Source organism: Acinetobacter johnsonii CIP 64.6 (assembly GCF_000368045.1).
GTDB lineage: Bacteria > Pseudomonadota > Gammaproteobacteria > Pseudomonadales > Moraxellaceae > Acinetobacter > Acinetobacter johnsonii.
Genome location: NZ_KB849229.1, coordinates 169,809 through 195,701 on the forward strand (window position 1 = coordinate 169,809; position 25,893 = coordinate 195,701).

A 25,893-nucleotide genomic window follows, 5' to 3' on the forward strand; every position below is an offset into this window, starting at 1 on the left:
GTAATGCTCCTTTTTGTTTTTTGAGAGCTGCGTCTTCATTAACATTATTTTACTAGATTAAAAAAAAGACATTTTGTACACTCCGCGCACAAGTATAAAAACCAATAACTTAACAATGATCATGTTCAATTCTATTTATAAAATGCTGGAATCCTTTGGGTTTGGCTCGCAAAAACGTGCTTTGCATATTCATTTTTCCAATCCGGCTTTGAACACACAGGTGTTTATTCAGCGCATTGAGGGTGAACATCGCATTAATCAGGGCCTAAAAGCTGAAATTCTATGCCTATCGACCAATGCTTATTTGCCTTTAAAACAGTTCATTGGTGGGCGAGTCGCGGTTGATCAGGTCACGGATGTGGGGCAGCTTTCTCGTCTGACGGGGGTGATTACCAGTGCTAGTCAGGGGCAAAGTGATGGCGCATTAACTGTTTATAAACTGACGATTGAAGATGCAACTGCGCTGTGGCATAAGCGCAGAAACAGTCGCGTGTTTATGAGTAAAAGTGTTCGTGAAATCACTGAAACTCTGTTTAGCGAATGGCAAAGTCACAGTACATTATTTGCAGCCAGCTTAAGCCTAAACTTAGACGGTTTGAGTCGTGATTATGATGTACGCCCTTTTGTCATGCAGTCTAATGAAACCGACGCTGAGTTTCTCACTCGACTATGGCGGAGTGAAGGTATTAATTGGTTGATCGATGAACAAGCTCCGATGGTGCTCAGTTCGTCGGAACCGATTCAGGCACAGCAACTTCGTTTGATGGATGATAATCAAGCTTTTACAGCACTGGGCCGCCGAAAGATTCGTTTCCACCGCAGCCATGCCACTGAACCTTTTGATAGCATCACCAGTTTTATTGCTGAACGTCACTTACAATCCACCACGGTACAGACGCAACGTTGGCAAGCGCAACATTTAGTTCAAGATCAGAGTCAAGCTGTATTGAGTGTGCATCAGCACAGTGATCAACAAGACAATGAAAGCTTGGGTCTGGAACAAGTCTGGTGTGTCAGTCCAGCATGGACAGCTGATCTACAGGGTGAGGATCAGGCCACGTCTGCCAATAGCAGTCAACTAGATCGTCTCAACCAACAACTGAACCAATATCATGAGCTTCAGGCCAAATATTTCACAGCAAAAAGTAGCGTTCGAGATGCGCAAGTGGGCTATTGGTTTGAAATGGTGGATCATCCTGAAATAGAACAGCATGTGTCCGCAGAGCGTGAATTTCTCATTTTAGGCAAAGTTTTTTATAACCAAAATAATTTACCCAAAGAGTTATTACAGCAAATCAATCTGTTATTAAAAGGAAGTCGCTGGCAAGGTCTGAATGAGGAACGGCAAGCCAATGAACTCTTTGTCGTACGCCGTGAGGTCAAAATTGTTCCTGAATATCAAGCGTGGATACACCGTCCAGCAGCCTATCCTTTACGTGCCAAAGTAGTCGGGCCTGAAGGGGAAGAAATTTATGTGGATGCTTGGGGACGGATTAAAGTTCGCTTTATGTTTACGCGTAGTGATGATCATGCCCATGATGGTGGCGCGGGTGCAAATGATAATGACACGGACTCGGCATGGGTCGATGTATTGACTCCATGGGCGGGTGAGGGGTATGGCGCACGTTTTCATCCGCGTGTTGGAGAAATTGTGGTCATAGACTTCTTTGAGGGAGATGTTGATCGACCCTTTGTCGTAGGGCGTATTCATGAGGCCGAGCGCCATCAAACCATGTTTGATGTGAAGGGGGCATTACCTGCGACAAAAAAACTCAGTGGGATTCGTTCACAAGAGGTTGCAGGGCAAGGCTTTAACCAACTGCGTTTTGATGATACGACAGGGCAAATTAGTGTGCAGCTACACAGCAGTCATGGAGCGAGTCAGCTCAACCTTGGCAATCTCAGTCATCCAAAAGAAACTGAGAACAGTGATGGGCGTGGTGAGGGTTTTGAGTTAAGAACGGATCAATGGGGAGCCATGCGCGCAGGCAAAGGTCTCTTGATTAGTACCTATGCACAGGATCAAGCGGTTGCGGATCATTTGGCTGCATCAGAAGCCCAGTCCATCTTGCAGCAAGGTCATGACAGTATGCACATGCTAAGTACTTTGGCTGTTAAACAACAGACTGATGCATTGAATGTGGTCAATCGTCTGCCTAAATTGATTCAGTCTGTAGAGTTAAAAGGCGCTAATCAAGCACTCCAAGCAACCGTTGGTTTATTTAAAACCGCAGTTAGTCAGGATCCGATTTCGGCATTAAAAACGTGCGGTGGTTTTCTTGAGGATATTCAAAAATTTGGTCAAGATACGGACAATTTGATCAATGAATTTAAAGACTATTTTCGGGATGCAGAGGCTTCAATAGGCAATTTAAAAGCCTTTATCGATAACCTCGAAGAACATGGCACAGATGCTTTGAAAAGTCAGTTGCAAGGCGTTAAAGAAAAATTGAACGCAGATCCATTCGCCGCTTTAAAAGATGTAGGCAAAGTGATTGCCAATGTTGAGATGAAAGACTTTGACCTGACCAGTGCCTGCGGAAGCTTTAATAAAGGCAGCAAACTGAATGTTAATCCCATGCAGGCATTGGGCTCCATGCAAGGCTTTATGGAGACATATGCTCAAGAGGCAGAGCAAACGCAGGATACTCAGAATCAAGCTCAAGCGAAGATCTTTCGTCAGGCTTTAATGCTGCTGGCTTCCCCCAATGGTATTGCCTTAACTACACCTGAAGATATTGTTTTACAGGCTTCTCAAGACATCGCTGAAAGTGCACAGGGGTCCATCAACTTAAGTGCTCAGAAGAATATTATTGCGCATGCACAGGATAAAGTGAGCTTATTTGCTGCACAAAAAGGGCTAAAAGCATTTGCTGCAAAAGGAAAAGTTGAATTACAGGCACAAGATGATGCGATAGAGGCGATTGCGCGTAAGGTGATTAAGTTAATTTCAACAGAAGATAAAATAGAAATAACCAGTCCGAAAGAAATTGTACTGACTGCTGGTGGTTCACAGCTCAAAATTAATGGGGATGGGATTTTTACGACAACAGGTGGAAAGTTTGAAAGTAAGGCGGGGCAGCATAGTTTTGTGGGGGGGGCCATAGTAAATGCTGAATTACCTAAAATGCCTGAGAGTGGAATCTTTAGTCGACGCTTTGATTTCAGTGAGTTGATTAATAATGATCTGTTGAAAGACGGGTTCAAATATAAAGTTATTAATCATGCAAAGAAAACAGAATACATCGGTTTTCTTGATCAGTTTGCAAGGACAGAAAGGATCTTTAGTGATAATCCGGATAACGTTGAAATTCTTCTACTTGGTAAGAGTAATAATAGCTCCGATAAATTACAGCTTATAGAGGAGAAAATTACAGAAGACCAAAGTAAGTTTCCGGATGAAACCTGTTGTGGCGGTGATGATGAACATGATCATAACAATAGGCAGATTGCTGAAGAGTTAAATGAAGATGATGATTTGAAATTAGATTTTGAAAATTTTGGGCTCAAGGATTAAGTTAAAATGAAGACGTTAAAGATAGTGCTAGGTTCATATATTCTATTGAATAGCATGAATTTATATGCGGAAAACGTTAACGAGTGTATGAAATATTGGAGTGAGCCAGCTGTACAAATACGTGTTCTACCAGATGTGCAATGTTTCGATATCTGGGAAGAAGGTTTTAGTAATGAGAATAAAAAAGTAGCAAGAAAAATTGGTTTTAATCTCAAAGATAAAAATTGGATGTCTACAGGGATATGTAATCATATCCAATATAAAAATAAAGATTACTATATTTACTGGGCTGATATGAAGGATGATAGAACTGATCTTATTATGATTTATAATGAGGGTAATTCATTTGCTTATTCAAGGAAGATAGACCAAAAAAATATTAAAAATGGATTTAGAAAAGAAGATCAGGTTGATGTGAATTTATCTTGCGGAAAAATAGGTGATGATATAAAAATTGCATCAGTTCTAAATGGTTATATATTTAAAGAAACATCTATTAGTAATATTTTAAAATATAAAATGTATGATAGGTTTAAGTGATGAATAAAATAATAAGATTTAAAGATGGTACGGTGCAAGATTTTAATTTGAATAGAAATGGTTTTATACAAGCTGTTAGTTATAAAGAGTCTAGTGCTGATTTAAAGTTAAGTCCAAATCATAAGATAAATATAATAGCTTCAGCTAAAAAAAGTGCAGGGGGGCACCGTGGATTTTTTCAAATGGGTGAATCTGCATTATTTGAAACAGGATATTACTTAGGGGATCTAGGTGTAGATTTTAGAAAGTTAAACCCAGAAAAAGAGCGGGGGAAAATAAATACTATTAGATCAACTTTTGGTAAAAATGACTGGAAAGGAGAGTGGTCTGGTAAAAATGGAATCTATTCACTTAATGATTTTCTTACAAAACCTGAATTACAATTAATGGCAGTAAATGATTGGATTAATCATTTGTGTAAACGTATGAGGATGTTAGATTTTAACCAATATTATGGACAAATTATTAATGGGGTTGAGGTAACAGAGTCGGGAGCAATTGCTGGTGCACACTTGATGGGAGAAGGAGGGTTGGCTACTTTTCTTGGTTCACCTCAATTTAAGCAAAAATCTGCTGTATCTGATGCAAATGGTACGCATATTTCCTCATATATATCGATGTTTGGAGGTTTTGACTTAGAAAATTGTTGCAAAAGAAAAATCTATATTACTTTAAAAGATAGCTCTGGTTTAGAGCTGAAAAATAAAAAAGTGACCATCGTCTCTCAAAATAATGGTAAATATATTTCGGGGGAAACAAGAGTTAGAGTTAATAGTGATGAAAATGGTAACTTGCCAGTTATTGTTAGAAATCCTGACACTGCAATAAAAATTGTCGCTGACGGAAAAGAGTCAAATAGCATTATTCAAAAAGCAAATGAGAAGCAAAAGGCAATTTTAAATGATTTTAAAGTTGCTAGTTACCCTACTGTTCTAGAAGAAAATAATACCCCTCACCCAAGACCTCAGACTAATAAAACACCTCAAGAAGTAAGAAATGAACAAGCACAGTCTTCTACCTCTAAAGATGAAACTGATAAAAATTCGATACAAAAAAATGTTAGTTTTAATATTCAAATTGTCGAAGGTGACTCTGCTAAGCCAATTTCAAATATGAATTTTTATCTTACTTATAAGGGTAATATTAAAAAGCATACAGCTGATGGTACTGGCGTTAAACAAGGGATTATTGCAGAAGAAGGACGTGATATTGAGGTTTCTGTCGAAGGAAGTGGGAAAAAACAGGTCATACATCACTTTAGAGTCAGTGCTGCATTAAAAAATCAAACGATTAAAGTAAAATTGCCCGTACATACTTTTGAGGTTTCAGTTATACATGATGGTAATGCTATTCCAAATACACTATTTAGTATTTTTTATAGGGGGCGTGAAATTCCTAAACGAACAAATAGCCTTGGCATTATCAATATTCGAATGTTAACAGGTTTTGTTTTTGGTTTTGGAGTCAAAGGGAAAAGTCTAGTTTTAAGCCGGGTTGAAAAATCAATTAAGATACAAAATTTTACAGTTAATAATGATGCTATACAAGCATCAAAAATGTATGAAATTGCGGATGCAAAATTCAAGCAAGTAGAAGATTTAAAAAACCAGCAAAAACAAAAAGAAGATCAAGAAAAGAAAGCGAAAGAAAAAGCAGAAAGTGCTAAGAGTGAGACTGATAAGAAAAATCAAGCAAAGCAAAACGATACGTACACTGAAAATGGAGGAAAGCCATTAACTGCAGTAAGCAGTCAATCATCAGTAACAAGTGATACTACTCGATATCATATTTATTATAGTGGAGTCATCAAAAGGGAGAATAAAGCAGCAACAGGCTTTGCTGAATTTATTTATTATGATCAGAATGGTGGAATTCATAATTTAGGAAAATCAAATTTTAATGTAGCTAATAGATGGAGCTCTAAAAAAGTTAAAGGGGTAGGCTCGGTATATTTGATTGATCAAAGAAAGCATAAACAGTACAAAAATGGGAATATAGGTTATTTATGGAGAATAGACAGTGGAGATGGAAGATATTATCTTTCTGGAGCTGCTCTTTCTGCAGTATTAGGTGCTATGTGTAGCCTTGGGTATGCTGAATATACAGGTTCAGGGTTTAGCTGTAAAGATGGGTCACCGGGAGATAGTGTCTCTCACTTAAATGGTGAAAATGGGGACTTTAGGTATATTGCTATTAATAATAGACATATGAATGAACTAACTTATACAAGCCATAAACATTTTGATTGGGATAAAAATGTTGGTTTCTTAAATGCTTTATATAAATTTGGATATAAATTATTTGGTTCTAATCCTGTTAAAATTAAAGAAAATAAATTGTTACCACATTCCAAGAGTTGGAGTGGACATAATAACCATGTTCACCTGCATAATTTTAATCCAAATTTAGAGGATATATAATGTTTTTAATGAGATATATAAAAGAAGATAGACTTTTAAAAATGGTGTGTTTCTGTTTTTTATTATCTGCATGTAATACTTTTGATAAAAATGGGAATTCTTTAAGTAGTTTTAGTGAAGACGGATTTGAGAATTTTAAAATTGGAGATAATAGTAAAAATTTGACAGAGGTTGATGGTAGTCGTGTAGGTGATTGTTTTATTGCAAAGGATAATAAGAATGAGGATATAGAATTTCAAATTATGAATAATAGAATTTCAATTATTTCCTCTATAGACAGTAATAGAAGATCCTATAATGGCATAAAGGTAGGTGCGCCAGAAGAAGAGATATATGAAAAATATACAGCTAAGAATTTAGATAAGAGAACAAATCCCTATGGTGATCCTAAAAAAGACTATTCGCTTATTCATTGGAATGATAGCGCTAAAAAATTAGGAACACGTTATGATGTTGAAAATGGTGTTGTTGTCGGTATTAAGGTTGGAAATAGCAACTTAACTTTAATGGAAGGTTGTGCTTAGTTAATGTAGCTAAAACTTAATCTTACTTATTATGTAAAAATTTGGGTAAGATTAAGTTTGTGAGGAAAAATTTTCAACTTTAGATACTGATTTTAAAAATCACCCTTCCAACACTTCTTCCAACAACTCCTCACTCGGCGCAAAATAATAAGCACCATCCACTGGAGTCACAAAATGAAGCATACGGTCATGAATTCCATCACCACTGGTGCCGAACATACGCAGTAACATCGCATCAATAATGTTTAAATCTTTCGTATAGGCAATAAAAAATAAACCTTGCTCACCTTTACCATCGCCATATGGAAGAGAGTGACGTAGGATTTCCATTTCCTCTCCTTTATCATCTTCAACCACGACACGTGCAACGTGAGAATTTTCAGGTTTAACGTCATCATCTAGTTCAATACTTTCAAGTTTTGTCCGTCCAAAGACTTGCTCTTGAGCATCAACCTTTAGCTTTTTCCACTTTTCCAAATCATGGCAATAGCGCTGTGCAAAGATAAAAGAACCATCTGCGAATACTCCTGCATCTTCACTTAATAATGTCGTTGCAGCACGATCATCGGGAAACTGCGGGTTTTCAGTACCATCAATAAAACCAGTCAAATCTCGACCATCAAAATTGCGGAAACAGACTCGTTCATCTAAAACATCAACTTTATCTTGGATGCCTTCAAAGAAGGATTGGCTAAGGGCAAAACAAATATCGGTACGCTGAGACGCAATATGAATTAAAACATCCGCAGGTGAAACAGGCATATTGAAAGAGCCATAAATGGGCTCTAGCTGTTTAAACCCTACAGGCGCTGTAGGATGAAGTTGTGCCCAAAGTTCAGGGCCAAAAGCAACCGCTGTTTTAATTTGCGCATGTGGATGTTGGGTAATAAGACGATCACGAGTTGAAAATAAATCTTCTAATTTTTCTTTAAGTTCTTCAATACTTAAATCTTTTAAACGTAAAACAATAAAACGGGCATGATCTGAAGGTAATGGTAGAATTACAGATTGGGCGGTCATTCATGGCTCCTAAAAAAATTGTTATTTCTATTGGCTGTACTTATTGTGCCTTATGCAGTTTCAGCTTCATAGCCTTAAGTGATAAATTCATTGATGAATAATAAACTCTAAAAGCATGAAAGATCATATAATCTAAAGGTCATTTTTTTCTCAATACCACTATGTCATTTCAAATTTGGCTGGGCTTTGTACTCGCATGTTGGATCATTAGTATTTCTCCAGGGGCAGGGGCCATTGCGTCAATGTCGAGTGGCCTTAACTACGGTTTTCGGCATGGCTATTGGAATGCGCTGGGTTTACAACTCGCCTTGTTGGTACAGATCGGTATTGTGGCGGCTGGGGTAGGGGTACTTTTTGCCACAACGCCGTGGGCATTTTGGGCCGTGAAGTGGTTTGGTGTGGCTTATTTGTTGTATTTGGCTTATTTACAATGGATGGAACCCATCCAATCGATTGAAATTCAACAAGAACAACCGACTAAATCACGCTCTAAATTGGTGATGTATGGCTTTTTGATCAATATGAGCAATCCCAAAGCAATCGTATTTTTATTGGCAGTTTTACCGCAATTTTTAGATTTGTCTAAGCCGCAGTGGAGTCAATATGCGGTGATGGCCGTCACGATGGTTACGATTGATTTGATTGTGATGGCAGGATATACGGGATTGGCAGCGAAAGTTTTAAAACTCTTAAAATCCCCGCGACAGCAAAAATATCTAAATCGTACTTTTGCAGTGTTATTTAGTTGTGCGGCGGGATTGCTTAGTTTGGTTCATCAGTAAGTTTAGTCTGCGTCAGTTCTGCTAAAAATTGTTGTTCGGTAACCACATGTATATCGTGCTGACGAAATAGGGCGGCAGTAACTCCTTCCCCTGCAATTTTTTGTCCAGTAAATGAGCCATCATAAATACCATCGCTGCCACAGGATGGACTATTGGCTTTGAGTACAGCATGGGTAACGTGATTGGCTTGGGCCAATGCTAAAGCTTTGTAAGCACCTTGAAGAAAGACCTCGCTAACCTGATGGTCATCTGAGGAAAAAACCTGTGCTTTGCCTAATAAAACATCAGCACCTGACCCATGGCGAATTTCTGCTGCGGGACGCGGGGTTGGAAGTCCTGCACTGACTTCAGGACATAAGCTGACATAATTTTTATCGAGCAAAGCTTGAACTAACTGAGAGACTAGGCAGTCTTTGCCGTCATAACGGACTTTTTGTCCGAGTAGACATGCACTGATAAAATAACGTTGATGACTCATTTAGTTATGTCAATTTTTTAAACTTCTGCGCGATAAAAATCAACGCAAACAGAGTCGACATGGTTAAAACAATGCTGAGCCCTGTAGAGGTATTCAGTCCTGCACTGGACCATAAACCAACCGTCACCCCAATTTGCGCAATCACAAAGGCCCAAATCACCATTTGTTTTGGAGAGTGGGCAAGCAGTCGAGCGGTGAGTGCTGGAATGACAAGCAAGGCACCCATCAGTAAAGAACCCACTGCACGAAGCGCTAAAATGGTAAATAAAGCCAGTAGCAACATAAAAATCAAACGTTGCCATTTCGCACTGACGCCTTCACTGACGGCCATATCAGGATCGATCGCGATTTGAATTTGAGCCTGCCAACTCTTATAAAGCACTGCCAACGCAACAACAATAACAGTGGCAAAAACGGGCAGGTCTGCCCATGTGATCGTGAGCAAATCACCAAATAAATAGCTGAGTAACTCAGGTCTTAAGCTTGGAATATGTTGAATAAACATCAGACCCGAGCAGAGCAAGGTCGCAGAACAGAGTGCGAGTAAGGCGTCATTCGGTAACCGTGGATCATGCAAAACCCAAAGGATCGCCACCAACAAGCCCGCAATAAAAGCCACACCCATCCACAGGGGCAATGCCATTGCTCCTGCAATCGCGACACCCAGTAACGTGCCATGTGCCATGGTGTCGGCAAAGAATGACATGCGGCGCCATAGCATCAAACAGCCCAGTGGTGCAGTCAAAAAGACCAGCAACGTACCCATAATCCATGCAGGTAATAGCAGTTGTAACCATTCCATCATGACTTAAGCTTCCGGTTCGGGGTGAATGTGTGGGCGAGCGTCATGCTGACAAGGCGTTGCACTATCACCATGTGCGCAGTGATCATGATGATGTTGATAGAACACGCGGTTAGTACCAAAAATGGCTTGATACTCAGGGTGTTGTTGCACACTTTCAGGCAGGCCACTACAACAAATGTGTTTATTCAAACACACCACACGATGAGTTCCTTGCATGACCCACTGCAAATCATGTGAAACCATGAGCACAGCACAACCATATTTGGCGGGTAAACTGCGCACATAGTCGTACAGCTCAGCCTCAGACTGAATGTCTAAGCCTTGCATCGGTTCATCGAGAACTAAAATATCGGGTTGACGTAACAGCGCACGAGCCAGTAAAACGCGTTGTCGTTCTCCACCTGAAAGCTGCTGTACTTTAGAGTTTTCAAGTTTGCTGATCCCAGTATCGTGGATAATTTCTTGCTTGATTACAGGATCGCATTTTTCCAAAGCCAAAAGGTCTTTCACCCTAAGCGGTAGGCTATGTGAGGGATTAAACTTTTGGGGTACATAAGAAAACTTGAGTGGCTTTGTTGTTTTAATGTCGCCAGCATTAGGGTGCACAATACCCAACAACACTTTAATAAGCGTGGATTTCCCTGCACCATTTGGGCCAATCAGGGTCACAATTTCCCGTTCATGTAAGACAAAATCGACATGCTTTAAAATCTCGCGTTCATCGATACGAACACTAATTTGGGAGAGTTCGACCAGAACAGGATCGAGGCTTATTTGTGGCGACACTGCTGACAAATTCCTGAAATTTCGATAATGCTATGTTGTGCCGTAAAACCATCGGCTGCGGAAAGTGCATCGAGTTGTTGTAATAATCCTTGAGCAGAGGCCTCTGTCACTGATTTGCAATCAGTACAAATGAGAAAGGCGGCTTGATGGCCTTCGCGGGGATGGCAACACGGAATATAGGCATTAATCGAGGTGAGGCGGTGAATGAGGCCCTTTTCTAATAAAAAGTCTAGGGTGCGGTACACCGTCGGTGGGGCAGCAGGGCGATCGGCATTGCTTTTAATTTTAGCCAACAAGTCATACGCACCCATCGGGCCTGTCGCATTCAGGATCAGTGCCAAGACTTCTTTTCTTAAGGGGGTTAGGCGCGCACCAGTTCCTGCGCACAAGACTTCTGCTTCAGCCAAACGCGTCTCAACGTTGTGATGACCATGCACATCATGTAAAGCATGGTGGTGTTCGTGAGAACAAGCGCTCATAACAAACCTCAAGTGCAAAATTTATAAAAGAAAAACGACATTAAATCTTAACATGAAGCGCAGAGAGTTTCGATTAGGCATAGGTATTTTTGTCGATTTGTTATATTATAACACTAATTGTATTTCTAGTGATTGCTCCCCATGTCCCGTTTCTTGGCTTTTTTTGCGTTTGCGCTGTTTAGTAGTGTTGCTTGGACGCAAGACTTGGTTGTCTCTACACAGCCGATTTACTTGATTGCACAGGAAGTGACGAAAGGCATTGAAAAACCAACCTTATTATTGGCCGATCAATCTGGACATGATGTGAGTTTGACCCCAATGCATCGTAAAATTATTCAGGATGCAGGTTTGGTTATTTGGTTGGGACGAGCACATGAAGCACCGCTGGATAAACTCCTGACCCCCAATGATAAAGCAGTTTCTATTTTAGATTCAGGCATTATCAATGCTTTACCACTACGCAATACCCGTGGTGATGCCTTAAAAAATACCATCGATACCCATGTTTGGCTTGACCCAAACAATGCGGTACGCATTGGTTTCTTTATTGCAGGCCTGCGTTCACAGCAGATGCCTGAGTATAAGGAGCGCTACTGGAACAATGCCAAACTCTTTGCTCAGAAAATGTTGCAAGCTTCAGCTATATATAGTCAAAGTACCCAAGCGCGCCCATATTGGTCTTTTCATGATGCCTATCAATACTTAGAGCGACCTTTAAATTTACGCTTTGCAGGCGCTTTGACAGATGACCCACATATTGCCCCTACGGTTGCGCAAATCAAATACTTAAATGACAGCCGCCCTTATTCAAAGATGTGCCTTTTGGCCGAAGTGCATGCCAGTCAAGCACAATATCAAAAGTTGAACCCATTGGTTTTCCAAGCTGTTGATGAAAGCATGACTGGGGCGGGGGATTTTGTCAGCGCGTGGAAGCAATTGGCCGATCATGTGCATAAATGTGTGCTAAATGCGCGAAAGTGACGCAAAAATTAAACAATAATTGATTAGTTTAAAAGCAATTTAAACATAGAAAAAAACTCGACTTAGGTCGGGAAAAGATTGCATGTTCAGGGGTGTAACTCTATAATGCCTGCGATTAAAAATAATCATCAGCTAAACTTGTCAAGCATGATTGTTGTGAGTGAATAAATAATGAGCCGAACTAGTCGCTTGATTGACCGACGATTAGCGAAAGCTTTAGTCCTCTTACAAGCATGTATGATTCCTGTTTCAGCCTTGATCGGCTGGGTCGTGAAAGACTCAACCGCAGCCCTGAGTGCAGCATTAGGTGCGCTCGTGTGTTGGCTTGCGACTTGCTATTTTTCATGGCAGTCGTTTCGAGCAGCAGGAGCTCGCGCTTCTAAACAAGTTCTTGCGAACATGTATAAAGGCATGATGGGTAAGTTTGCAATTGTGATTGTTGGTTTCATTTTAATTTTAAGCAATGTCAAACCGTTGTCAGCGGTGGCGTTGTTTTGTGGTTTTATGCTCGTTCAAACCATGACGTGGGTTGCTCCATTTTGGGTGTCGCGTCAACAAAAACGAGTTTAATAAGCACTACAAAAAATTGAAAAGTTTTTTAGGGGATGAACGAGATATCAAGCAGCACGCGATGTTCGTTCTCTCTATTTGTATTTGACATTGACCAGGTGTGATTTATGGCTGCTGAAGAACATGCCCTTACTTCGACCGAGTATATCAAGCATCACTTGACGAATATGACTTATGGCAAAATGCCAGACGGTTCATGGAAGTTGGCTGAGACTGCTGAAGAAGCTCAACAGATGGGGTTCACTGCTATTCACTTGGATTCAATGGGTTGGTCTATCACTCTTGGTGTGATTTTCTGTTTGTTGTTCTGGTGCGTAGCGAAAGCTGCAAACTCTGGTGTTCCAACCAAGTTCCAGTCTGCAATTGAAATGATCATTGAGTTTGTGGACTCAAGTGTTCGCGATACTTTCCATGGCAAATCACGCTTAATTGCGCCACTTGCATTGACCATTTTCGTGTGGATTTTCCTCATGAACGCAATGGACTTAATCCCAGTTGACTTTATTCCGTATACAGCTCAACTGATTGGTGCAAGTGTATTTGGTATGGATCCTCATCACGTTTACTTCAAGGTTGTACCTTCTACAGATCCAAACATTACCCTAGGTATGTCTTTATCTGTATTTGTACTGATCTTGTTCTACAGTATTCGCGAAAAGGGGATTGGTGGTTTCGTTGGCGAATTAGCACTTAACCCATTTAACCCAAGTAACCCAGTTGCAAAAGCGTTATTGATTCCAGTGAACTTAATTCTTGAATTAGTAACATTCCTTGCACGTCCAGTTTCATTGGCTCTGCGACTTTTCGGTAACATGTATGCAGGTGAGTTAATCTTCATCCTTATCGCATTATTACCGTTCTGGATCCAATGGGCGTTGTCTGTGCCTTGGGCGATCTTCCACATTCTTGTTATCACGCTACAAGCATTCATCTTTATGATGCTGACTATCGTATACTTGAGCATGGCAAGCGAAAAGCATTAATGGTAATGCCCAACTATCACTGGATGGTTGGGCGCATAATTTTTTAATTTAATTTGGTATAAACCTAACCTCTGAGGAATTATCATGGAACTCACTTTAGGTCTAGTTGCAATTGCATCTGCTATCTTGATCGCTTTTGGTGCTTTAGGTACTGCGATTGGTTTTGGTCTTTTAGGCGGTCGCTTCCTTGAAGCTGTTGCACGTCAACCAGAATTGGCTCCACAACTTCAAACTCGTATGTTCTTAATCGCGGGTCTTCTTGATGCTGTGCCTATGATCGGTGTTGGTATTGGCTTGTTCTTCATCTTTGCTAATCCATTTGTAGGTTAATCAGCTTAATTCCTAAATTAAACTATTGAGGAATAGCAATGAATATCAACCTCACATTGATTGGCCAAGCGATTGCATTTGCGATGTTTGTCGCATTCTGCATGAAATTTGTATGGCCACCACTAATCAATGCGATTAGTGAGCGTCAGCGTAAAATCGCTGATGGCTTAAACGCTGCTGAAAAAGCAAAAGCTGATCTTGCGGATGCGCAAGCTCAAGTGAAAGCTGAATTAGATGCAGCGAAAGCGCAAGCGGCTCAATTGATCGAACAAGCGAACCGTCGCGGTGCACAATTGGTAGAAGAAGCTCGTACTCAAGCGTCAGCTGAAGGTGAGCGTATTCGTCAACAAGCAAAAGAAGCTGTTGATACAGAAATCAATTCTGCTCGTGAAGAATTACGTCAACAAGTTGCTGATCTTGCAGTAACAGGTGCTGAGAAAATTCTTAGCCAAAAAGTTGATGCTGAAGCTCACAATGCCATGCTGACTCAGCTGGCTGCTAAACTTTAAGAGAGGCGGATTATGGCTGAACTCTTGACGTTGGCACGCCCGTACGCTAAAGCAGCATTTGCTTACGCTTCTGAGCAAAATGCAACTGACTCTTGGTCATCTGCATTGAACTTGCTCAGTGCTGCGGTGCAAGACGAAGCATTTTCAGCTTTCTTAACTCGCCCTGAGCTTACTCCTGCTGAGCAGGTAAGTCTTTTTGCAAAAGTATTAGGCGAAGACCAAACTGCAGCAGTGTCAAACTTTTTGACATTGCTTGCTGAAAACAACCGTTTGGTGCTTCTTCCTGAAATTTCTGCTGAATACGAGCAGCTCAAATCACAGAATAACAATACTGTGGATGTAGTGATTGAATCTGCATTCCCATTGACTTCTGTACAAGAACAATTACTTGCACATGCTTTAGAGAAAAAATTCGAAGCTGCGGTAAATGTTTCTGTAGAAGTTAAACCAGAGCTTATTGCTGGTGTTGTTATTCGTGCAGGCGACCAAGTGATAGATGATTCTGCGCTTAACAAGCTAGAAAAAATGCGGACTCGTCTTCTTGCTTAATTGCATATGAAGACTGAACTTTAAAAAGATTGAGGTATAGCGCAATGCAACAACTGAATCCATCCGAGATCAGTGCGCTCATTAAACAGCGTATCGGCGATCTGGACACCAGCGCGACCGCTAAAAACGAAGGGACCATTGTTATGGTTTCCGACGGTATTGTGCGTATTCACGGCCTTGCTGATGCAATGTACGGTGAAATGATCGAATTCGACGGCGGCTTATACGGTATGGCACTGAACCTAGAACAGGATTCAGTGGGCGTCGTTGTTTTAGGTAACTACTTAAGCCTTCAAGAAGGTCAAAAAGCGCGTTGCACAGGTCGTGTATTAGAAGTTCCGGTTGGTCCAGAACTTTTAGGCCGTGTAGTAGATGCTTTGGGTAACCCAATTGATGGTAAAGGCCCAATTGATGCAAAATTAACTGATGCTGTTGAAAAAGTAGCACCAGGCGTAATTTGGCGTCAATCAGTGGATCAACCTGTACAAACTGGTTATAAATCAGTAGATACAATGATCCCTGTAGGCCGTGGTCAGCGTGAGTTGATCATTGGTGACCGTCAAACTGGTAAAACAGCGATGGCGATCGATGCGATCATCGCTCAGAAAAACTCTGGCATTAAATGTGTATACGTAGCTATTGGTCAAAAACAATCGACTATTGCTAACGTTGTGCGCAAGCTAGAAGAAACTGGCGCTATGGCGTATACCACTGTTGTAGCAGCAGCTGCAGCCGATCCAGCAGCAATGTTGTACTTGGCTCCATACTCTGGCTGTACAATGGGCGAATACTTCCGTGACCGCGGTGAAGACGCACTCATTATTTATGATGATTTGTCTAAGCAAGCTGTTGCTTACCGTCAAATTTCATTGTTATTACGTCGTCCACCAGGTCGTGAAGCGTATCCAGGTGACGTATTCTATCTTCACTCTCGTCTTCTTGAGCGTGCTTCGCGCGTTTCTGCTGACTACGTTGAGAAATTCACGAATGGTGAAGTTAAAGGCCAAACTGGTTCATTAACTGCATTACCAATCATTGAAACTCAAGCGGGTGACGTATCTGCATTCGTACCAACGAACGTAATTTCGATCACTGACGGTCAGATCTTCCTTGAAACATCATTATTCAACGCAGGTATTCGTCCTGCTGTGAACGCGGGTATCTCTGTATCTCGTGTTGGTGGTTCAGCGCAGACTAAGATCATCAAAAAATTGTCTGGTGGTATCCGTACTGCTTTGGCGCAATACCGTGAATTGGCAGCGTTTGCTCAGTTCGCTTCTGACCTTGATGAAGCAACTCGTAAGCAACTTGAACATGGTCAACGTGTAACTGAATTAATGAAGCAAAAACAATATGCTCCATATTCAATTGCTGACCAAGCTGTTTCAATTTATGCATCTAACGAAGGCTACATGGCTGACGTTGAAGTGAAGAAAATCGTAGACTTTGATGCTGCGTTAATCTCTTACTTCCGTTCAGAAAATGCTGCGTTAATGCAAAACATCGATGAAACTGGTGATTACAACAAAGACATCGAAGCTGCAATTAAAGCAGGTATTGAAAGCTTTAAAGCGACTCAAACTTACTAATTTCAACTTCAGTTGGATTTAGTTTTGGTTTGGTTCACGGAATCAACCTTCGAGGGCTCGAAAGGGCCTTCGAATACTAGGTTAAGCGTATGGCAAATTTAAAAGAAATTCGCGCCAAAGTAGCTAGTATCAAAAGCACGCAGAAAATTACTCGCGCGATGCAGATGGTAGCAGCTTCTAAGATGCGTCGTGCGCAAGAGCGCATGGCTCAAGGCCGTCCGTATGCCGAAAATATGCACCGTGTAATTGCTCACTTGGTTCAAGCGAATCCTGAATACAAACACCGTTATATGGTTGAACGCCCTGTAAAGCGCGTTGGCTATATCATTGTGTCTTCAGATCGCGGCCTTGCTGGTGGTTTGAACATTAACTTGTTCAAAAAAGTGGTTAAACACGTACAACAGCAACAAGAGCAGTCAATTGAAGTTCAATTTGCTTTAATTGGTCAAAAAGCGGTTTCGTTTTTTAAAAACTACGGCGGTAAAGTGCTGGGTGCTACGACAAATGTCGGTGATACACCAAGCCTTGAACAGTTATCTGGTTCTGTACAGGTGATGTTAGACGCATTTGATAAAGGCGAGTTAGATCGTATTTATCTCGTGTCAAACGGCTTTGTCAATGCCATGACTCAAAATCAAAAAATCGAACAACTTGTTCCTTTAGCAACTGCTGAAGAAAACAAGACCCTTAACCGTCAATACGGTTGGGATTATATCTATGAGCCTGAAGCTGAACAGCTTTTAAATGGCTTATTGGTTCGTTATATCGAGTCTGTGGTATATCAAGGCGTGATCGAAAACATCGCGTGTGAGCAGTCAGCTCGTATGGTTGCAATGAAAGCTGCAACGGATAACGCAGGTGATTTGATCAAGAGCCTACAACTTATTTATAACAAGCTGCGTCAAGCCGCGATTACTCAGGAAATTTCTGAGATCGTTGGTGGTGCCGCTGCCGTTTAACATTATTTTGAATTGAGGAGACAGCAATGAGTAGCGGTCGTATCATTCAGATCATCGGCGCGGTTATCGACGTCGAGTTTGAACGTAACAGCGTTCCTAAGATCTATGACGCTCTCCATGTTGATGGTACTGAAACTACATTAGAAGTTCAGCAACAACTTGGTGATGGCGTAGTTCGTACTATTGCAATGGGTTCTACTGAAGGCCTTAAGCGTGGTTTGAACGTAACGAATACTAACGCTCCAATCTCTGTACCAGTGGGTACAGCGACTTTGGGTCGTATCATGGACGTTCTTGGTCGCCCAATCGACGAAGCTGGTCCAGTTGCGACGGAAGCGCGTTTGCCGATTCACCGTCAAGCACCTTCTTATGCTGAACAAGCAGCTTCTACTGACCTTTTAGAAACTGGTATTAAAGTCATCGACTTACTATGCCCGTTCGCTAAAGGTGGTAAAGTTGGTCTGTTCGGTGGTGCCGGTGTTGGTAAAACTGTAAACATGATGGAGTTGATCAACAACATCGCTAAAGCGCACTCAGGTTTATCTGTGTTCGCTGGTGTTGGTGAGCGTACTCGTGAAGGTAACGACTTCTATCACGAGATGAAAGACTCAAACGTTCTAGACAAAGTAGCAATGGTCTACGGTCAGATGAACGAGCCACCGGGTAACCGTTTACGCGTAGCGTTGACTGGTTTGACCATGGCTGAGTACTTCCGTGACGAGAAAGACGAAAACGGCAAAGGTCGTGACGTACTATTGTTCGTAGATAACATTTACCGTTATACACTAGCAGGTACTGAAGTATCAGCACTTCTAGGTCGTATGCCATCTGCAGTAGGTTACCAACCGACACTTGCAGAAGAGATGGGTGTTCTTCAAGAACGTATTACATCGACTAAGTCTGGTTCTATTACGTCAATCCAAGCGGTATACGTACCTGCCGATGACTTAACAGATCCATCGCCTGCAACTACGTTTGCTCACTTAGATGCAACTGTAGTATTGAGCCGTGACATCGCATCTTCTGGTATTTACCCAGCGATCGATCCACTTGACTCAACTTCACGTCAGTTAGATCCACTAGTAGTGGGTGCTGAGCATTACGAGATTGCTCGTTCAGTTCAAAACGTTCTTCAACGTTATAAAGAATTGAAAGACATCATCGCGATTCTTGGTATGGACGAACTTGCAGAAGAAGATAAGTTGACTGTTTACCGTGCGCGTAAAATCCAACGTTTCTTCTCTCAACCGTTCCACGTAGCTGAAGTGTTTACTGGTGCTCCTGGTAAACTTGTACCGCTTAAAGAAACGATTCGTGGCTTTAAAGGTCTTTTAGCTGGTGAATATGACCACATTCCAGAACAAGCGTTCTATATGGTTGGTGGTATTGACGAAGTAATTGCTAAAGCTGAGAAACTTTAATTAGTTACCTAATTTAGGAGATTCTCATGTCGACTATGCAGTGTGATGTTGTAAGTGTTCAAGAGTCTTTGTACTCTGGCGCTGTAACGATGCTAATTGCTAAAGGTGCTGGTGGTGAATTAGGTATTATGCCTGGTCACGCGCCACTAGTAACTTTACTCAAGCCGGGTACAATCCGTGTTCTGCTTGAAAACGGTACAGAAGAGTTAATCTATGTATCTGGTGGTGTTTTAGAAGTTCAACCGCATGTTGTTACGGTTCTTGCAGATACTGCAGTCCGTGCAGAAAACTTAGATGAAGCAGCAATTCTTGAAGCGCGTAAACACGCTGAACAATTGCTCGCGAATCAAAAGAGCGACTTGGACTCGGCTGCTGCTTTGGCTGCTCTTGCAGAAACTGCTGCTCAGTTGGAAACCATCCGCAAAATCAAAAACCGCGCTCAATAAGAGACGGTTTGAGATTAAAAAAAGCCACCGAAAGGTGGCTTTTTTTATGTCAGTTGATAAAAAGGCGTCAATTGCTTATTTCATGATGAGTTTGTTGGTTTCTTAGTTGTCATTGTTCAAATGGACTGGATTGGTCTGCTGCATACATGCAATCTTTGTTTTGCATGATAGTCCTTCGTCTTTTAACTGTACGCTGGCTTGTAGAATACTTTGAATACACAATTTTTAAAATTCAGCTGAACCAGCGCTCCTATGCTTGATATATTTCGTTTAGCAGGGGCACGACTATCTAAAGTTGCATATCTTTTATTCAACAGAAGTTATATTTTGAATACTTCTCTGTGAGGGTAGATGAAGATGAACCTGATTGCGCATGAATCCCACTTTTGGGAACTTTACCAAGATTTTGAGCATTATTATCTGAGTATCGCAGTCGATATGAGTTCAGTGGTGTCATGTTGGGACTTGGTACTGACTTCAGAAGAAATATTACAATATGAACATCGAGGTCGCGAGAGTATTCAGGAGCTGACCAAAGCCATGATTGAAGCAGCTTATAAGGGTGATTTTTCAATGATGGAAGCACGTTTAGCCAAGCCATATGAGCGTCACGCCATGCAAAAGGCTTTTAAAGAATGGTTAGCACAGAGCAAAACTCAGGAACAGTCTTCGTTTTGATGAGGTGTGAGCTCAAAGCATTATTTTAAATTTATTGCAAAAAGCTTTGACGCAATTGGCTGAACATCATGCGGCTAACGCTATTGTGTTGAGTCTCAATCAACTTTTTGATTTGCTCAACTTGAGGTTTATCTTCAGGAATCACAATCTCTGGATCGATTTCGATATCCGAATTGGACATGGTATTGGACGGCTGTGCAAGCAAATTTGAAGATGGGTGTTCGTTCTGCCAAAGCTGTGTTTCGAGTGACATGATGTACTTATATTCATCGGTATTGGGGTTAAACCGCTTATAAAGCCTTAAGTCTTGCATCGCATCTTGACGGCTTCGATCAGGCATATCTGTTTCGACTTCCAACCATTCAGAGAAAACCGGATGAATTTCATGTTGCATCAGTTGGTAATAAAGCCAATCGCTGAGTAGGCTATGATCGATGTCAGACAGATATGGGCTGTTTTGTTGCAGCAATTGTTGTAAGTGTTCGAGAACCAAAATTTCTTGCTTTTGTAAGGCATAGCGCGCTTCAGCATCAAATTGTTGGTATTCTTCAACTGGAATTTCAGTGAAATGCTGCTGTTCAACGAAGGCATCTACAATATGCGTTTGAAATAAGGTATTCCATTGCTCTAGCGCATGAATTTCGAGCTGTTGTAGCTCTTTAAACGCTTTGCTTTGATAGCGGCTGAGCTGCAGGCGCTGAATATTTTGCTGGTTGAACTCAATTTTTTGTTTGATATATTCAGCATAAGCACCTTGTTGTTTGTGGCTGACAGGGCTTACAACATCGACCAAAAGTAACTGCTGCTGTTGTTTGTATTTGAGCCAGTCCTGAATACGTTGAACTTCTTTATGCTCTTTAGAAAAAAACTGGGTTAAGTGTGGCGTGGTTTTTTCAGGCATTAAAAAGTGCATCCCGCCAAAGACGATGATTGCTAAACAGGCGATCACAAGAATGACTTTTTTCATTATAAAAATGTTTTTCTGTGTTTCTTATTTGTACATGGTAGCTTAAAAATGAGAAATAGTTAATGTTTTTTCATTAAAGCTTCAAATCGGTATGGGTGAAATTGAAAATTCACCTTGCCCGAGAATACGAACTTTATACAATGCATCAAAGCCTTCAGCGTAGTGTGGAGGTTCAAATTTTTGAGCGGTGGCTCTGATTCCGATTTCAGGAATGCAGGCTTTGCCTTCACGTAAGTGGTTGCGTTCCAGTGCACCTTTAAGCTCAGTCTCAAAGAAATAGCCAACAATTTCAAAGCCTGCGGCCTGAGCACTGGCAATATAACGCGCACGATCGGCTGGCGTAGGGTTGGTATTATCAATCACCATTTTGGTTTTTGAGGCCAGTCCTGCTTCAAAAATGATTTTTTCACGATGCCGTGTTTTCAGCATATCAAGGTTGATGCGCAAATGGCTATGTGCCAAATTCAGCAGATAATAGCTCGATTTTCCCGAAGCTTGGATGCCCATAAAAATAATCAGCTGCATGTGAGAAATCGTGCCTCAATCAAATTAGGAGAAAATGGTTGCAGTCATTTTCTCCTACTCTATTGCTGAAAGCACCACTATTTAAATGTTTTAAGATTGGTTTGTGTTTGAACTATCATTCTCAGCTTGCTGAGGAATCATCATTGCAGCCAATTTCAACATTTCAGATTGGATTGTACCCATTTGCTGTTGCATCTTTTTAAAGTCGACTTGGCTGAAATCCACCTGTCCATTTAAAAAAGGCGAAGCTAAAACTTGTTGGTTGGCAGACAGTAGTTTTTCACGGATATCATTGATTTCTTGTGTTTTAAGATTCAGGCCATTCAAGGCATTATTGAAACCTGTGAGCTGTTGCTGCAAAGCTGTCGCGGCGTGTTGCAACTGTTGTTGATCATGCTGTTCAATTGCGGCCTGCAAGTCACTTTGGGTTTCTTGCAGCTGAGTGACGTATTCACCTGCTTTTAATTGCATATCTGCCACATCACGCACGATATAGAGCATGTTGCCACTTTTCAGTTCAGCTTTTTCAGGGCTTTGTGTATTCGCAGATTGGTTTTGCTCAGAGGTCTCAGTCTGGATGTCTTGCTGATTCGGCTCTGTTGCTTGCTCACAGCCAATGAGTAGAATGCCTGAACTAAACAGTGCAAAAGGAAGAACTAAGTTTTGTAAAAGCTTTTTCATCATCAAATCAATATTGGGCTATGTGTTTTTTAATATAAGGGCAAAATGTGTAGATAAAATGCTGGGTTTCAAAGTCATAACAAAACTTTTTAAAATAAAAAAAAGAGTGCCTGAGCACTCTTCATTTACAGTAGTTTAACCAGCAATGATTTTAATAATGGAATGATTGCGAATGTCTGTCAGTACATAGTCGCCATTCACTTTAATCCACTGTTGGTTTTTACCGGGTTTGCTGAGTTTTTTGTATTTTTGGTGATCTACTTTATAGGCATTGCTATGGTAAGCGCTTGGGAGTTTTTGACCTGCTTTCCAGTCTTGAGATGGACGGTTGGCTTTTTTGACAGTGGCATGGGTTGTTGATGTCCATTTGATGTGTGCTTTTGCGCATGTCCATGTGACTGAGCGGTTTGATGTTGCTGATGTTGTTCTTGTGGTGCTGCTAGTGCAGGCAGGGCAATCAATGCGGTTGAGATAGATAAAACTGCTGCTTTTATAAATGTATTTATGAGCTTCACTTCGGGTTGTCTTGAGCGGATAGATGCATCATAGAGTGAAGTGTTTGATTGATCGTGAATGAAATGTTGTAAAATTATCAAAATAAAGAAGAAATCATGAAGATCGAACCGATTCGAGTGTCATTACTCATTTAAAAAAATAAAATATAAGCAGCCGTTAAATTCGACTGCTTATAAACAGCTTCCGGCTTATTTGGCCAATTCGGCATTGATAGCATCGACAATACGCGGATCATTGGCCGTAATGTCCGGTGCAAAACGCGCAACCACTTCGCCATTTTTATTGATTAAGAATTTCTCAAAGTTCCACAGCACTTCAGGTGGTTCGTTCGGTGTTAAACCATAGTCCACCAAGTCTTTCCACCAAGGGCCTTCACCAATGCGTTCAGGCACCGCTTGGGTGAGCGTTTCATATAACGGATGCTTATCATCCCCAGCAACCGAGATTTTTGAAAAAAGCGGGAAATCCACTTGATAGTTTAAAGAGCAGAATTCTTGAATTTCAGCGTCTGAACCCGGTTCTTGTGCCAAGAAATTGTTGGCAGGAAAACCTAGAATCTCTAAACCCTGTGATTTTTTGTCTTGATAGAGTTTTTCTAAACCTTCGTACTGCGGTGTGAGGCCACATTTAGATGCCACATTCACCACCAAGAGAACTTTACCTTGGTATTGGTTTAAGTTGATGTCTTAGAGATGGATCCGTAAATTTGAACAACTCCTATAAGTGATATTCTGCTCCTCAAATGATGTTATAAACATCAATATATGGAGTATTTTATGGCACGTAGACCAAGAAGAAATCATTCAAATGATTTTAAAGCTAAGGTAGCACTTGCTGCGATTAAAGCAGAAAAAACACTTGCTGAATTGAGTGCTGAGTTTGATGTTCATCAAAACCAAATTATTGACTGGAAAAATCAATTGATCTCAGCTTCCTCGCAAGCTTTCGATCAATCAAAAGCTCCAACAGAACCACCCATCGATCTAAAAAAACTACATGCAAAAATCGGTGAGCAGGCATTAGAAATTGATTTTTTAGAAGGTGTGTTGAAGAAACTGGGCCGCTTCAACCACAAAAGTTAATCGACGACTCACTTCAGATTTCAGTATCTAAGCAAGCTAAGCTGCTGAAAGTCTCCCGTGGTTGTTATTACTATCGCCCAAAACCTGTGAGTGCATCAGATCTGAAGCTGATGCGATGTATTGATGAATTACATATGCAATATCCTTTTGCAGGCAGTCGTATGATGCGTGATTTGTTGAATCGTCAAGGACATCATATAGGACGACGTCATACACGTACTTTAATGAAGAAAATGGGTATTCAGGCGTTATATTGCAAACCAAATTTAAGCCAGGCTAATCAAGCTCACCGTAAATATCCATATCTGCTCAAAGGGTTGGCTATTCAGCGCAGTAATCAAGTGTGGTCTACGGATATAACGTATATCCCTATGGCAAAAGGCTTTGTTTATTTATGTGCTGTGATTGATTGGCATAGCCGCAAGGTACTTGCGCATAGGGTATCGATTAGTATGGAGGTGGATTTTTGTATTTCGGCTTTAAATGAAGCGATTGAAAAATATGGTCGACCTGAAATATTTAATACAGACCAAGGCAGCCAGTTTACCAGTGATGCATTTATTGATGTATTGAAATCAAATGGCATTCAAATCAGTATGGATGGTAAAGGTCGATGGGTAGATAATGTGATGGTTGAACGATTATGGCGGAGCGTTAAATATGAAGAGGTGTATCTCAAAGCTTATAGCAGTGTCACAGATGCGAAAAAGCAATTAAGTGCATATTTTGAGTTTTATAATTTGAAACGACCTCATTCGAGTCTAGACAAAATGACACCAAATGAGTTTTACTATGATCAGCTACCCCAACAAAACAAGGTGGCTTAACTAGAGCGGAATATCACTTATAAATACGCTTTTAGTTGTTCAAACAAGTGGGACCACCTCTTCTTCGCCCTGAATGGATTTGACTGGAATATTATAAATCGAAGTGCTCATTTGCGTGTCCTTATACGATGTGCATTTTATTGTGTTGGAAGCGTTCGACAAAGTCACGCCCATTTGCGGATTGATCGCAACAAAAAAGCAAGCCAAGGCTTGCTTTAAAGGGTAGGGAGGTCATTAAGACGCTGGAGCCGCTTTGACTTTCGCTTCCAAAGCCGTTACGTCAGCAATGATCGATTTCTGCAATTCAGTGGCTTTGTTTTGAAGTTCGGTGATTTTCGCGCTATCTGGTGTTGTTTTTGTACTTTCTTTGGTGAGCTCGACACCCAGATCATTGGCGTCCTGCATTTTTTCACGTAAAGCATCTACTTCAGCGCTTTTTAAGGTTAAGGCATCTAATTCATCATTAAATTGCTTCACATAGGTTTCTGTTTTTTCAACCATATTTTTAATTTGAGCGGGATCCTTTTTCTCTAAGGTTGCACTCACTTCTTTTTGAAACCCGGCGGCTTCTTGAGCTTTGGCATTCGATAGCGTTTGTACGGCTAACAAATCGGCTTGAATATCGGCAATATTGTTATTGCTATGATTAGCAACGATAGTAGTTGCTTCGGTTGAGGTCGCTTCAGATGCAGACGTCGTTTGTTCAACGGCTGGCTCAGTTCCTTTTTTTTCGCACGCAGCCAAAGTAAGTGTGGCCATACAAACTGTGGTTAAAAGTAACTTTTTCATAACGACATCCTTCTATCGGGAAATATGTTTTTGTAGGCCAGAGTTTAAGAGCAATGACCAATCAATTAAAAAATACGTTCGCTAGAACAGCATCAATACGATGCAGAGATTGTTGACATTGTTCTATGGTGTTTTTGTAG

29 protein-coding genes are annotated in these 25,893 nt (G+C 41.0%); 17 read left to right on the forward strand and 12 right to left on the reverse strand.

Translation table 11 applies throughout. The features are described from left to right. Positions 1-121: 121 nt before the first annotated feature. From F986_RS00815 to F986_RS00830, 4 genes are read left to right on the forward strand one after another with little or no spacing between them, the layout of a single operon-like run. Positions 122-3,517, forward strand: a complete 3,396-nt coding sequence (locus tag F986_RS00815; protein WP_019509678.1) for a type VI secretion system Vgr family protein — start codon at positions 122-124, stop codon at positions 3,515-3,517. 6 nt (positions 3,518-3,523) lie between these two features. Beyond that, on the forward strand, positions 3,524-4,057 hold the full coding sequence (locus tag F986_RS00820) for a hypothetical protein (protein WP_004684400.1): 534 nt from the start codon (positions 3,524-3,526) through the stop codon (positions 4,055-4,057). Further along, positions 4,057-6,477 (forward strand): hypothetical protein, encoded by a 2,421-nt coding sequence (locus F986_RS00825; RefSeq protein ID WP_004684403.1) that lies wholly within the window; start codon positions 4,057-4,059, stop codon positions 6,475-6,477. Before F986_RS00820 ends, F986_RS00825 begins: the two co-directional genes overlap by 1 nt. Continuing rightward, on the forward strand, positions 6,477-7,001 hold the full coding sequence (locus F986_RS00830) for a hypothetical protein (protein WP_004684404.1): 525 nt from the start codon (positions 6,477-6,479) through the stop codon (positions 6,999-7,001). The genes F986_RS00825 and F986_RS00830 overlap by 1 nt, the downstream gene beginning before the upstream one ends. A 99-nt stretch (positions 7,002-7,100) precedes the next feature. Here F986_RS00830 and F986_RS00835 read toward each other — a convergent pair whose 3' ends face one another. Then, entirely contained in the window at positions 7,101-8,021 is a 921-nt protein-coding gene (locus F986_RS00835; RefSeq protein WP_004684406.1) for a Dyp-type peroxidase, read from the reverse strand. 161 nt (positions 8,022-8,182) lie between these two features. Between F986_RS00835 and F986_RS00840 the strand changes: the two genes are divergently transcribed. Further along, positions 8,183-8,803, forward strand: a complete 621-nt coding sequence (locus F986_RS00840; RefSeq protein ID WP_004684407.1) for a LysE family transporter — start codon at positions 8,183-8,185, stop codon at positions 8,801-8,803. Here F986_RS00840 and F986_RS00845 read toward each other — a convergent pair. The 4 genes from F986_RS00845 to F986_RS00860 are packed head-to-tail and all read right to left on the reverse strand — an operon-like array spanning position 8,784 to position 11,351. Beyond that, on the reverse strand, positions 8,784-9,281 hold the full coding sequence (locus F986_RS00845) for a 2-thiouracil desulfurase family protein (RefSeq protein ID WP_004684409.1): 498 nt from the start codon (positions 9,279-9,281) through the stop codon (positions 8,784-8,786). The genes F986_RS00840 and F986_RS00845 overlap by 20 nt on opposite strands. Positions 9,282-9,285: 4 nt before the next feature. Beyond that, complete coding sequence (gene znuB / locus F986_RS00850; RefSeq protein WP_004684410.1) at positions 9,286-10,086, reverse strand: zinc ABC transporter permease subunit ZnuB; 801 nt, start codon at positions 10,084-10,086, stop codon at positions 9,286-9,288. A gap of 3 nt (positions 10,087-10,089) precedes the next feature. Continuing rightward, positions 10,090-10,872: a zinc ABC transporter ATP-binding protein ZnuC gene (znuC, locus tag F986_RS00855; RefSeq protein ID WP_004684411.1), complete on the reverse strand. Its 783-nt coding sequence runs from the start codon at positions 10,870-10,872 to the stop codon at positions 10,090-10,092. Beyond that, positions 10,857-11,351, reverse strand: coding sequence for a transcriptional repressor (locus tag F986_RS00860; RefSeq protein WP_004684412.1), 495 nt, complete (start codon positions 11,349-11,351; stop codon positions 10,857-10,859). Before F986_RS00860 ends, znuC begins: the two co-directional genes overlap by 16 nt. A 141-nt stretch (positions 11,352-11,492) precedes the next feature. Between F986_RS00860 and F986_RS00865 the strand changes: the two genes are divergently transcribed. The 11 genes from F986_RS00865 to F986_RS00915 all read left to right on the forward strand — a co-directional run bounded on the left by F986_RS00865 (position 11,493) and on the right by F986_RS00915 (position 20,366). Then, positions 11,493-12,332, forward strand: a complete 840-nt coding sequence (locus tag F986_RS00865) for a metal ABC transporter solute-binding protein, Zn/Mn family (protein ID WP_004684414.1) — start codon at positions 11,493-11,495, stop codon at positions 12,330-12,332. A gap of 171 nt (positions 12,333-12,503) precedes the next feature. After that, entirely contained in the window at positions 12,504-12,902 is a 399-nt protein-coding gene (locus F986_RS00870; RefSeq protein ID WP_004684416.1) for an ATP synthase subunit I, read from the forward strand. A 107-nt stretch (positions 12,903-13,009) separates the two neighbouring features. Continuing rightward, on the forward strand, positions 13,010-13,885 hold the full coding sequence (gene atpB, locus F986_RS00875; RefSeq protein ID WP_004684418.1) for a F0F1 ATP synthase subunit A: 876 nt from the start codon (positions 13,010-13,012) through the stop codon (positions 13,883-13,885). Positions 13,886-13,969: 84 nt separating this feature from the next. Continuing rightward, on the forward strand, positions 13,970-14,215 hold the full coding sequence (gene atpE / locus F986_RS00880; RefSeq protein WP_000424060.1) for a F0F1 ATP synthase subunit C: 246 nt from the start codon (positions 13,970-13,972) through the stop codon (positions 14,213-14,215). Between the two features lie 38 nt (positions 14,216-14,253). Continuing rightward, positions 14,254-14,724, forward strand: a complete 471-nt coding sequence (locus F986_RS00885; protein WP_004684420.1) for a F0F1 ATP synthase subunit B — start codon at positions 14,254-14,256, stop codon at positions 14,722-14,724. Between the two features lie 12 nt (positions 14,725-14,736). Next, complete coding sequence (locus tag F986_RS00890; RefSeq protein WP_004684422.1) at positions 14,737-15,273, forward strand: F0F1 ATP synthase subunit delta; 537 nt, start codon at positions 14,737-14,739, stop codon at positions 15,271-15,273. Between the two features lie 44 nt (positions 15,274-15,317). Continuing rightward, entirely contained in the window at positions 15,318-16,862 is a 1,545-nt protein-coding gene (gene atpA / locus F986_RS00895; protein WP_004684423.1) for a F0F1 ATP synthase subunit alpha, read from the forward strand. A gap of 89 nt (positions 16,863-16,951) precedes the next feature. Next, a complete protein-coding gene (gene atpG / locus F986_RS00900) occupies positions 16,952-17,821 on the forward strand; it encodes a F0F1 ATP synthase subunit gamma (RefSeq protein WP_004684424.1) in 870 nt (289 codons plus the stop codon). A gap of 26 nt (positions 17,822-17,847) precedes the next feature. Beyond that, the gene (gene atpD, locus F986_RS00905) at positions 17,848-19,242 is read left to right on the forward strand and encodes a F0F1 ATP synthase subunit beta (RefSeq protein ID WP_004684425.1); all 1,395 of its coding nucleotides are present in this window, start codon (positions 17,848-17,850) and stop codon (positions 19,240-19,242) included. Positions 19,243-19,268: 26 nt separating this feature from the next. Then, positions 19,269-19,688 (forward strand): F0F1 ATP synthase subunit epsilon, encoded by a 420-nt coding sequence (locus tag F986_RS00910; RefSeq protein WP_004684427.1) that lies wholly within the window; start codon positions 19,269-19,271, stop codon positions 19,686-19,688. A 357-nt stretch (positions 19,689-20,045) separates the two neighbouring features. Continuing rightward, entirely contained in the window at positions 20,046-20,366 is a 321-nt protein-coding gene (locus F986_RS00915) for a hypothetical protein (protein WP_004684433.1), read from the forward strand. A 31-nt stretch (positions 20,367-20,397) separates the two neighbouring features. Here the strand turns inward: F986_RS00915 and F986_RS00920 are convergent, their stop codons facing one another. From F986_RS00920 to F986_RS00940, 6 genes are all read right to left on the reverse strand, one after another. Next, entirely contained in the window at positions 20,398-21,333 is a 936-nt protein-coding gene (locus F986_RS00920; RefSeq protein WP_004684436.1) for a hypothetical protein, read from the reverse strand. An 81-nt stretch (positions 21,334-21,414) separates the two neighbouring features. After that, positions 21,415-21,858, reverse strand: a complete 444-nt coding sequence (locus F986_RS00925; protein WP_004684437.1) for an AAA family ATPase — start codon at positions 21,856-21,858, stop codon at positions 21,415-21,417. 90 nt (positions 21,859-21,948) lie between these two features. Further along, the gene (locus F986_RS00930; protein WP_017396937.1) at positions 21,949-22,539 is read right to left on the reverse strand and encodes a hypothetical protein; all 591 of its coding nucleotides are present in this window, start codon (positions 22,537-22,539) and stop codon (positions 21,949-21,951) included. A gap of 135 nt (positions 22,540-22,674) precedes the next feature. Then, positions 22,675-22,911: an RcnB family protein gene (locus F986_RS18480; protein ID WP_080593160.1), complete on the reverse strand. Its 237-nt coding sequence runs from the start codon at positions 22,909-22,911 to the stop codon at positions 22,675-22,677. Further along, entirely contained in the window at positions 22,797-23,054 is a 258-nt protein-coding gene (locus F986_RS18485) for a hypothetical protein (protein WP_017396938.1), read from the reverse strand. The genes F986_RS18480 and F986_RS18485 overlap by 115 nt, the downstream gene beginning before the upstream one ends. Positions 23,055-23,243: 189 nt before the next feature. After that, the gene (locus F986_RS00940) at positions 23,244-23,738 is read right to left on the reverse strand and encodes a glutathione peroxidase (RefSeq protein WP_045015060.1); all 495 of its coding nucleotides are present in this window, start codon (positions 23,736-23,738) and stop codon (positions 23,244-23,246) included. A gap of 93 nt (positions 23,739-23,831) precedes the next feature. Here F986_RS00940 and F986_RS17665 point away from each other — a divergent pair. After that, positions 23,832-24,964, forward strand: a protein-coding gene (locus F986_RS17665; RefSeq protein WP_223155595.1) for an IS3-like element ISAba14 family transposase whose coding sequence is annotated in 2 segments (ribosomal slippage) — positions 23,832-24,084 and positions 24,084-24,964 — 1,134 coding nt in all. Because the reading frame shifts where the segments join, the coding sequence is not laid out codon by codon here. A gap of 234 nt (positions 24,965-25,198) precedes the next feature. On the opposite strand, the gene F986_RS00955 is transcribed toward F986_RS17665, so the two are convergent. Continuing rightward, a complete protein-coding gene (locus tag F986_RS00955) occupies positions 25,199-25,753 on the reverse strand; it encodes a hypothetical protein (RefSeq protein WP_004684444.1) in 555 nt (184 codons plus the stop codon). Positions 25,754-25,893 lie beyond the last annotated feature (140 nt).

Excerpts from the sequence above, each read along its gene's own strand:
- F986_RS00820 (WP_004684400.1), top strand. The coding sequence starts at position 3,524 with ATGAAGACGTTAAAGATAGTGCTAGGTTCATATATTCTATTGAATAGC.
- F986_RS00845 (WP_004684409.1), bottom strand. The coding sequence starts at position 9,281 with ATGAGTCATCAACGTTATTTTATCAGTGCATGTCTACTCGGACAAAAA.
- F986_RS00920 (WP_004684436.1), bottom strand. The coding sequence starts at position 21,333 with ATGAAAAAAGTCATTCTTGTGATCGCCTGTTTAGCAATCATCGTCTTT.
- F986_RS00835 (WP_004684406.1), bottom strand. The coding sequence starts at position 8,021 with ATGACCGCCCAATCTGTAATTCTACCATTACCTTCAGATCATGCCCGT.
- F986_RS00885 (WP_004684420.1), top strand. The coding sequence starts at position 14,254 with ATGAATATCAACCTCACATTGATTGGCCAAGCGATTGCATTTGCGATG.
- F986_RS00955 (WP_004684444.1), bottom strand. The coding sequence starts at position 25,753 with ATGAAAAAGTTACTTTTAACCACAGTTTGTATGGCCACACTTACTTTG.
- atpD (WP_004684425.1), top strand. The coding sequence starts at position 17,848 with ATGAGTAGCGGTCGTATCATTCAGATCATCGGCGCGGTTATCGACGTC.
- atpE (WP_000424060.1), top strand. The coding sequence starts at position 13,970 with ATGGAACTCACTTTAGGTCTAGTTGCAATTGCATCTGCTATCTTGATC.
- F986_RS00840 (WP_004684407.1), top strand. The coding sequence starts at position 8,183 with ATGTCATTTCAAATTTGGCTGGGCTTTGTACTCGCATGTTGGATCATT.
- F986_RS00870 (WP_004684416.1), top strand. The coding sequence starts at position 12,504 with ATGAGCCGAACTAGTCGCTTGATTGACCGACGATTAGCGAAAGCTTTA.
- F986_RS00890 (WP_004684422.1), top strand. The coding sequence starts at position 14,737 with ATGGCTGAACTCTTGACGTTGGCACGCCCGTACGCTAAAGCAGCATTT.
- znuB (WP_004684410.1), bottom strand. The coding sequence starts at position 10,086 with ATGATGGAATGGTTACAACTGCTATTACCTGCATGGATTATGGGTACG.
- F986_RS00915 (WP_004684433.1), top strand. The coding sequence starts at position 20,046 with ATGAACCTGATTGCGCATGAATCCCACTTTTGGGAACTTTACCAAGAT.
- F986_RS00860 (WP_004684412.1), bottom strand. The coding sequence starts at position 11,351 with ATGAGCGCTTGTTCTCACGAACACCACCATGCTTTACATGATGTGCAT.
- F986_RS00815 (WP_019509678.1), top strand. The coding sequence starts at position 122 with ATGTTCAATTCTATTTATAAAATGCTGGAATCCTTTGGGTTTGGCTCG.
- F986_RS00825 (WP_004684403.1), top strand. The coding sequence starts at position 4,057 with ATGAATAAAATAATAAGATTTAAAGATGGTACGGTGCAAGATTTTAAT.
- F986_RS00865 (WP_004684414.1), top strand. The coding sequence starts at position 11,493 with ATGTCCCGTTTCTTGGCTTTTTTTGCGTTTGCGCTGTTTAGTAGTGTT.
- atpB (WP_004684418.1), top strand. The coding sequence starts at position 13,010 with ATGGCTGCTGAAGAACATGCCCTTACTTCGACCGAGTATATCAAGCAT.
- F986_RS00830 (WP_004684404.1), top strand. The coding sequence starts at position 6,477 with ATGTTTTTAATGAGATATATAAAAGAAGATAGACTTTTAAAAATGGTG.
- atpA (WP_004684423.1), top strand. The coding sequence starts at position 15,318 with ATGCAACAACTGAATCCATCCGAGATCAGTGCGCTCATTAAACAGCGT.
- F986_RS00930 (WP_017396937.1), bottom strand. The coding sequence starts at position 22,539 with ATGAAAAAGCTTTTACAAAACTTAGTTCTTCCTTTTGCACTGTTTAGT.
- F986_RS00925 (WP_004684437.1), bottom strand. The coding sequence starts at position 21,858 with ATGCAGCTGATTATTTTTATGGGCATCCAAGCTTCGGGAAAATCGAGC.
- atpG (WP_004684424.1), top strand. The coding sequence starts at position 16,952 with ATGGCAAATTTAAAAGAAATTCGCGCCAAAGTAGCTAGTATCAAAAGC.
- F986_RS00910 (WP_004684427.1), top strand. The coding sequence starts at position 19,269 with ATGTCGACTATGCAGTGTGATGTTGTAAGTGTTCAAGAGTCTTTGTAC.